Source organism: Streptomyces sp. ActVer (assembly GCF_027270795.1).
In the GTDB taxonomy this organism is placed as follows: Bacteria; Actinomycetota; Actinomycetes; order Streptomycetales; family Streptomycetaceae; genus Streptomyces; species Streptomyces umbrinus_A.
Genome location: NZ_JAPWHT010000487.1, coordinates 1 through 7,582 on the forward strand (window position 1 = coordinate 1; position 7,582 = coordinate 7,582).

General features: G+C 67.3%; 6 protein-coding genes and 1 pseudogene. All 7 read right to left on the bottom strand.

Annotated elements, in window-relative coordinates:
• Positions 1 to 271 (bottom strand): annotated as a pseudogene (locus O3Q52_RS44925) (hypothetical protein); the annotation flags it as partial.
• Complete coding sequence (locus tag O3Q52_RS44930) at positions 268 to 2,346, bottom strand: glycosyltransferase family 39 protein (RefSeq protein WP_269654284.1); 2,079 nt, start codon at positions 2,344 to 2,346, stop codon at positions 268 to 270. The pseudogene O3Q52_RS44925 and the gene O3Q52_RS44930, both read right to left, overlap by 4 nt.
• Entirely contained in the window at positions 2,343 to 3,392 is a 1,050-nt protein-coding gene (locus O3Q52_RS44935) for a glycoside hydrolase family 26 protein (protein WP_269654285.1), read from the bottom strand. The genes O3Q52_RS44930 and O3Q52_RS44935 overlap by 4 nt, the downstream gene beginning before the upstream one ends.
• A complete protein-coding gene (locus O3Q52_RS44940; RefSeq protein WP_269654286.1) occupies positions 3,389 to 4,984 on the bottom strand; it encodes a glycosyltransferase family 2 protein in 1,596 nt (531 codons plus the stop codon). Before O3Q52_RS44940 ends, O3Q52_RS44935 begins: the two co-directional genes overlap by 4 nt.
• A gap of 200 nt (positions 4,985 to 5,184) precedes the next feature.
• Positions 5,185 to 6,042: a tRNA pseudouridine(38-40) synthase TruA gene (gene truA / locus O3Q52_RS44945; protein WP_269654287.1), complete on the bottom strand. Its 858-nt coding sequence runs from the start codon at positions 6,040 to 6,042 to the stop codon at positions 5,185 to 5,187.
• Positions 6,043 to 6,170: 128 nt separating this feature from the next.
• Positions 6,171 to 6,704 (bottom strand): 50S ribosomal protein L17, encoded by a 534-nt coding sequence (rplQ, locus tag O3Q52_RS44950; protein WP_269654288.1) that lies wholly within the window; start codon positions 6,702 to 6,704, stop codon positions 6,171 to 6,173.
• A gap of 194 nt (positions 6,705 to 6,898) precedes the next feature.
• The coding region (gene rpoA, locus O3Q52_RS44955) for a DNA-directed RNA polymerase subunit alpha (RefSeq protein ID WP_269654289.1) at positions 6,899 to 7,582 on the bottom strand (684 nt) is incomplete at its 5' end.

A 7,582-nucleotide genomic window follows, 5' to 3' on the forward strand; every position in this document is an offset into this window, starting at 1 on the left:
CGACGGGCTCGGCGGCCTGCGCCTGCTGCTGCCCGGGCGCGGTGTAGGCGCCCTGATCGGTGTACCGACCGGGGTCGGCGTACTGACCGGGGGCAGCGTACGCATCCTGCGCCGGGTCGGCATAGGTGCCCTGACCAGGACCGGCGTAGCCGCCCTGACCGTCGGCGTACGCGCCCTGCCCGGCGTAGGCGCCCTGACCCGCGTACGGATCATGGCCACCCTGGGCATCGGGGTATCCGCCGCCGTACGGCGGAGAGGCATTGACACTCATCGCTTCACCCAAATCCGGAACGCGCCGTCGCCCTTACTCGTGGTGAAGCGCGACACGGCTGCCAGGCGGTAGTGGGAATTGCCGCGCAGCGCGTCGGTCACGGCCGTATCGACCTCTGGCGTGACCGTCCCGCGCAACACGATGACGTCGAACTTCGCGTCCTTGACCGCGGCACGGTAGGCGTCGGGGCCGGAGTGCTGCTTGCCCTTCTTGTCCTTGTAGTCCATGCCGAACGTGCTCTGCCACTGGTCGTAGTCGGTCTTGTCCCGCAGGTAGTACGCGGGGACCTCGTGCTCCTCGGCGAGGTAGGTGCCCTTGCGGTCGACCATGTTGCGCAGGATCGCCGTCATCTCCTTGGAGTCCGGGAAGCTGTACGCCTGCTGGGACTGCACCATGCCGAACACCAGCGTCAGGACGTAGAGCATGATCCCGAGCTGCGGGTGCCGGAAGTGCGGGCCGACGAGCCGGGACATGCCGAGGCCCGCCATCGGTCCGGCGAAGAGCAGACCGAAGCCCACGTGCTTGAAGAGCGAGATCTCGGTCTGCAGGTGGATCTGGTAGACCGGGGCGAGCAACGCGGTGCCGGTCAGCACCACACCGAGCGAGATCCGCCGGAACCTGCCCGGACCCTGCTTGTCGACCCACGGCATCTCGCCCATGCTCGGGCGGATCACATAGGCGATGGAGCCCCCGAGCGCGGCGAGGAACATCAGCCCGCCCCACTCGGAGCTGTGCTGCAGGATCGTCGCCGCCGTGTCGGCTCCCTTGGCACGGTCGGTGGTGGTCTGGCTGATACCGCCGAGCGAGCCGGTGTAGAGGTAGGACGCGACCAGCATGGCGAGCATCGCCCCGCCGAACACCACACCGCGGGCGAAGGCGAGCAGCCCGCGGTACCGGTAGGTGGTCAGTACCGCCAGGACCACCAGGGTCGGCAGGTACAGACCCGCCGCGTACTTGGTGCCGAAGGCCAGGAACGCCGGGGGCGCCGCGAGCACGACCGCCAGGATGTGCGAACGGCCGGTCCGTACGACGATCCAGAACGACAGCGCGAGCAGGAAGATCGCCGCGGCGTCGAAGGTGGCGAAGTTGCCGAGGAACACCGTCGACTGGATGACCGAGAACAGCGCCGCCGCGCCGAGCGCCGCCCGGACGTTGAACATCCGGCGGGTCGTCGCGTACAGCAGCGCGGTCGCGCCGAGCATGAAGAAGAGGCTGACGATACGCACTCCGGCGAGCCCGGCCACGCTGTCGACCATGGCCGCGAGCACCGGGTACAGCTTCGGGTAGCCCGAGAAGTAGCCCTCGAAGTCACCCGGCACGGGCGTGCCGTGCAGGATGTTCCCGACCTCGTAGTGGCCGGCCGCGATGTAGAGCGCCTCGTCCTGGAACGCGGTGCCGCGCAGCCGCAGCGAGAGCCCGGTCTGGATCAGCAGGACGCAGAGCATCACCCAGCGGCCCAGCAGCTTGCTGCGTCCGCCGTCCACCGCCCACGCCGACTCCTGCACCGGCGGCAGCGTGTATCCCGGCTTCTCCTCCGCTTCCGCCTCGGGCTCCACGGACGCGGTAGCCGCCTCCGGCTCCACCGCCGTGTACGAGGCGTACGGGTCGTAGGGCGCGTAGGTGTCGTAGGTCTGCTGGTCCGGGTACGAGGACGTCCGGTCGTGGACGTCGAAACGCCAGCTGCCGGTCTCCGTGACATAGCCGCCCTGGTAGGCCTGCTCCTGGTACGGAGGGTAGGTCGGCTGTACGCGGGGCCGGGTCTGGGCCTGCTGCGCGTACTGCCGCAGGCTCTCCTGCTGCGCGTACCGCCGCTGGTCCTCGTCGGTGGGGGCGTACTGCTGCTGGTTTCCGTTGCCGTACTGCTGGTGCTGCTGGTGCTGCTGATTCTGCTGGTGCTGCCCGTGCTGCTGGTACTGCTCGTTCTGCTGCGGGTACCCGTTGTCGGCGTACTGCTGCCGGCCCTGCTGTTGTTGCCCCTGCTGATGCCCCTGCGCCTGGCCCTGCTGCTGCCCGTACCCGTACTCGTCGTGCAACTCGGAGTCGTCCGCCCAGGTGGGCGTGCGTCGGTCGCTCATGGCTTCGTCACATCGAATCCGAAGCGCGAGTTCGCCGCCTGCTCCTTGAAGGTCTTCTCCGACAGCGGACCGCTGTTGATGCGCCAGTCCGTCTCCTTGTCGAAGTTGAACCAGACGAACCCGATGACGTCGTCGCGCTGCACGGTCCCCTGGAAGAGGGACTTGATGTCGGAGGGCTTGCGCTCACCGGCCTGCGCGGCGGTCTCCGCGATGATGAACGGTTTCTTCGTGAAGCCGCGGATCTGCGTCATCGTCGGCCCGTACAGCGTCTGGTACGTGTTGGGCCCGGTGGCCGCGTAGTAGCCGATGACACCGACCCAGTCGACGTAGTCGTCGCCCGGCCAGTACGGCTTGAGCTTCACCTTCGGCATCGGGTGGGTCACGTTCGGGCTCCACACCCAGATGACCTGGGTGGCGCCCTCGTCGTCGAAGATGTCGTGGATGCGCTTGTACGCGGCGGTGAAGTCGGCGGCGCTGGCCTTCTTGGTGCCCCACGGGTACCAGAAGCCGTTCATCTCGTGCGCGAAGCTGATCGCGACGGGCAGGTTCAGCTCCTTGACGGACTTCGCGTACTCACGGATGTACTCGTCCTCCTTGCCGGAGGCGATGTCCTTCATGCTGGTCTCGAAGGGCTCCCAGGCGATGAACGCGACAGAGCCGTAGTCCCAGGAGTTCTTCACGAGCTCCTGCTCGTACTGGTCGCCCCAGGCGGAGTAGAACTCGATCAGGTTGGGCTTCTTGCCGGCGCGCTTCGCGAAGTCGTCGACGGCCTTCATCTTGGCGGGAGCGCCGTCGGCGGCCACGCCCAGGTACTTCTTCTTCGGGTCCAGCAGCGGCCGCACGTCGTACGGCGGCTCCGGCTTCGCGGACTCACTGGCCTCACCGGTGCCCTCGGCACCCGGCTGCTCGCCCTGTCCGCGCTCGTACTGGTCGCGGCCCTCCTCGGAGAACGTGCTGCACCCGGCCAGCAGCGCACCGGCGATGAGCGTGGCGGCGAGCGCCCGCACGGGACGTGATGCCCGCACTCGGCGTACGAAGAAACTCATGCGGTCGCTTCCTGCACTTCCTGGGCACGCGGCTGTACGAGGACACGGCCGACGACCATCGCGTAGAAGAGGCCGGCGGACAGCATCAGCGCGAAGTCCGGCGGATAGAGGGTGAGCATGCGCCAGGCGGCGACGATGATCCACAGGACGGCGGTGCCGCCGGTCCAGAAGATCATGCAGTTCCAGTAGCGGCGCATGCCGTTCTTCTTGGCGCCCGCCGAGCCCGTGGGCTTCCAGCCCATCGGACGGCCCCGCAGCACGTCCCAGACCGCGAAGACGTGCGACCACCCGTACATGATCCGGACGGCCCAGGCCTCAAGGCGGTACGGAGCCCGGTGCCACAGCGGCAGGACCAGCGTCACGTACGCGACGCTCGGCAGCACCCACAGGGCGGCCTCGGCGCGCAGCAGGTCGGGCCGCAGGATCATCAGGGCGAGCGGGATGACCGGCGCGATGAACGTGGCGAGCGCGGTCTGAAGGTAGTAGAGGAACCCCGACACATAGCAGAGCCGGGTCTTGAACTTGAGGTCCATCTCCCAGAACCGCTTGCTGGTGAGGAGCTCAAGAGAGCCCATGCACCAGCGGTACTGCTGGTTGTGGAAGGCACCGGCCGTGTCCGGGCACACACCGGCGGACAGCGCGACGGGCACGTAGCGCAGCTTCCAGCCCAGCGCCCTGAGGTCGAAGCCGGTGTACATGTCCTCGGAGTGCTCGATCAGCGTGATGCCGTTGGTCTGCTCCAGGGCCGCGCGCCGGTAGACGGCGCACGAGCCGACGCAGATGGAGCCGTCCAGGTCCTCACGGGAGGTCTGTACAGACCGGTAGAACTGCTCCTGCACGGCGCCCGCGCCGCGCTCGATCCAGTTCTGCGCGTCGACGATGCGGAAGAACTGCGGCGACTGCACGATGGCGCACTTCTCGTCGTCGTCCATGTGCGGCAGCAGCTCGTCGAGCAGGTCGGCGCGCGGAGCGAAGTCGGCGTCCAGGATGAGGATGTGGTCGCCGTGGGTCTTCTCGAAGGCGTGGTTGAGGTTGCCGGCCTTCTTGAACCAGCCGCGGTTCTCGCGCACCACGTAGTTGAACCCGAAGTCGCGGGCCATCGCCCCGACCTCTTCCTCGGCCGCGTCGTCCAGGACGTACGTGTTCACGACACCCTGGTAGCTGTCCGCGAGGCGGTTCACATGGACCCAGGTGTTGTGGAGCACCTCCAGGGGCTCACCGCACACCGGCAGGAAGATGTCCACGCTCGGGTACACCGCGGGCCGCCACTGGCGTACGAGACGCTTGTGGCCCTTGATGTCGAAGTCCTTGCTGAGCCCGTCGAGGAACAACGAAATCAGGTAGTCCGCGATGATGAACGCCAGCAGCGGCAGCGTCAGCCAGAACCACGGACTCGACGCCGTGAACAGAAACTGGCTCATCGCCAGACACGCGAAGCTGATCAGCGAACCGACCGTCAGCACCCACAGGTACCGACGGGAGTACGAGTACTTCTCGACGTCGTCAGGCGGCGTCGGCAGGAGCCCATGACTCTGCGGCGTCCTTTTTCGTTTCCTGTTCTGCGGAACACGAGCAGTCCCCACTGCACTCATGCAAAACCCCCGGGGCCGTTGCGGCCCGTTGCCCCCACCCGAACTCGGCCAACCCCTAATCGAACCTTCAGCCGAGCAGCGGAATCATAACCGAGTTTCAGAGGTTACGTCCGAACGTACGTGTTACGCAGGGGTTTCATCACGCGCCACAGCGGGCATACATAACCACTTGCCCCTCTATACAGGGGGCTCAGCGCCCGTCAGCAGCACCCCGCTCCCGGCAGGGTCCGCCGGTTTCGTGCCTCTTTGTTCCGCGCCGCCAGCAGCTCGTCGGCGGGATACCCGACCTCTTCGAGCGTCAGCCCGTGCGGCCGCACCACATGCACGGCGGAGTCCCGCACTCCCGCGGCGAGCACCTTGCCGGGCCAGTCGGCCCCCCGGTGCCCGTCCCCCACGAACAGCAGCGCCCCGATCAGCGACCGCACCATGTTGTGGCAGAAGGCATCGGCCCGCACGGTGGCGGTGATGATCCCGTCACTCCCCCGCTCCAGGCTCAGCTCCTGCAGCGTACGGATGGTCGTGGCGCCCTCCCGCTTCTTGCAGTAGGCGGCGAAGTCGTGCTCGCCGAGCAACCGCTCCGCGGCCTCGTTCATGGCATCGACGTCGAGCGGCCAGTCGTGCCAGAGGACATGGCTGCGCAGCAGCGGATCGACGCCACCGGGGTTGTCGGTGACGCGATAGGCGTACCGCCGCCAGACCGCCGAGAACCGAGCGTTGAAGCCGCTCGGCGCCTCCCTGACCCCCCACACCCGCACATCCTTGGGCAACCGCCCGGCCAGCCGCTTGAGCAGCTTCTCCCGATGCCCGTCCCACAGCTCCGCCGGCAGATCGACATGAGCCACCTGCCCGCGAGCGTGCACGCCGGCGTCCGTCCGCCCGGCCACCGTCAGCTCGTACGTCGTGTCCTTCGACCGGGTGACGGTCCGCAGCGCGTCCTCGATCTCTCCCTGGACGGTCCGGCGCCCCCCGGCCTGCTTGGCCCACCCGGAGAACTCGCTCCCGTCGTACGACAGGTCAAGACGGACACGGACATGGCCGGGCTGAACTTCGTCACTCACCCTGGATCCTTTCAGGTACGAAAAAGCGGGCCCGCCCCTGGAAGGAACGGACCCGCTCAAGCGCGCCCTGTAAGGGGCGCGGGGAACTGCGCGACCAGCCACGACGGACCAGCAGCCAAAGGACGGCCTTACGCCTCCTTGGACTCCTCGGCCTCGTCAGCCTTGGTCACATCAACCTTGGCATCCTCAACCTTGGCATCCTCGACCTTGGCGTCCTCGACCGGAGCCTCGACAACAGCCTCGGCGTCCTTCGCGGAGCGCTTCGTCGCCGCCTCGGCCTCACCGGTGGCCTGCTGGGCCACGGTCAGGGCCTCCACCAGCTCGATGACAGCCATGGGCGCGTTGTCGCCACGACGGTTACCGATCTTGGTGATACGGGTGTAGCCACCCGGACGGTTCTCGTAGCGCGGGCCGATCTCGGTGAAGAGCGTGTGCACGACGCTCTTGTCCGTGATGACCGAGAGCACCTGACGGCGGTTGTGAAGGTCGCCCTTCTTCGCCTTGGTGACCAGACGCTCGGCGTACGGCCGGAGCCGACGGGCCTTCGCCTCGGTGGTCGTGATCTTGCCGTGCTCGAAGAGCGACTTCGCGAGGTTCGCGAGAAGCAGCTTCTCGTGCGCGGCACTGCCGCCCAGACGGGCACCCTTGGTGGGCTTCGGCATGGTGTTTCTCCTAGGTGTCTGCCCCGGCCGTATCAGGTACCGAGGTCAGTATCCGAGCGGGCGGCTGCCCGTCGAAGATCCGGGGCGCCCTTCTCAGAGCGCCTCGGAGGGCCCGCGCCCCATAAGGGGCGCGGGGAACTGCGCGACCAGCCACAACGGTCCCGCAGCCAAATCCCGGCCGTATCGCGGAGCGACTAGTACTGCTCGGTCTCCACAAAGCCCGCGTCCGCGTCGTCGTCGGCGCCAAAGGCGTCGGCGGCGGCGGTCGGGTCGAATCCGGGCGGGCTGTCCTTCAGGGCCAGACCCATGCCGACGAGCTTAGCCTTGACCTCGTCGATCGACTTCGCACCGAAGTTACGGATGTCGAGCAGATCCGCCTCGGACCGAGCCACGAGCTCACCCACGGAGTGGATGCCCTCGCGCTTGAGGCAGTTGTACGACCGAACGGTGAGCTCAAGCTCCTCGATCGGCAGAGCCAAGTCCGCAGCGAGCGCGGCATCCGTCGGCGACGGACCCATGTCGATGCCCTCGGCGTCGATGTTGAGCTCGCGGGCCAGCCCGAACAGCTCGACCAGCGTCTTACCGGCGGAGGCCATGGCGTCACGGGGACGCATCGCCTGCTTGGTCTCGACGTCGACGATCAGCTTGTCGAAGTCGGTGCGCTGCTCGACACGAGTCGCCTCGACCTTGTACGTGACCTTCAGAACGGGCGAGTAGATGGAGTCGACCGGAATACGACCGATCTCCTGCCCGACCTGCTTGTTCTGAACAGCGGAGACGTAACCACGGCCACGCTCGACCGTCAGCTCCATCTCCAGCTTGCCCTTGCCGTTGAGCGTGGCGAGGACGAGGTCGGGGTTGTGGACCTCGACACCGGC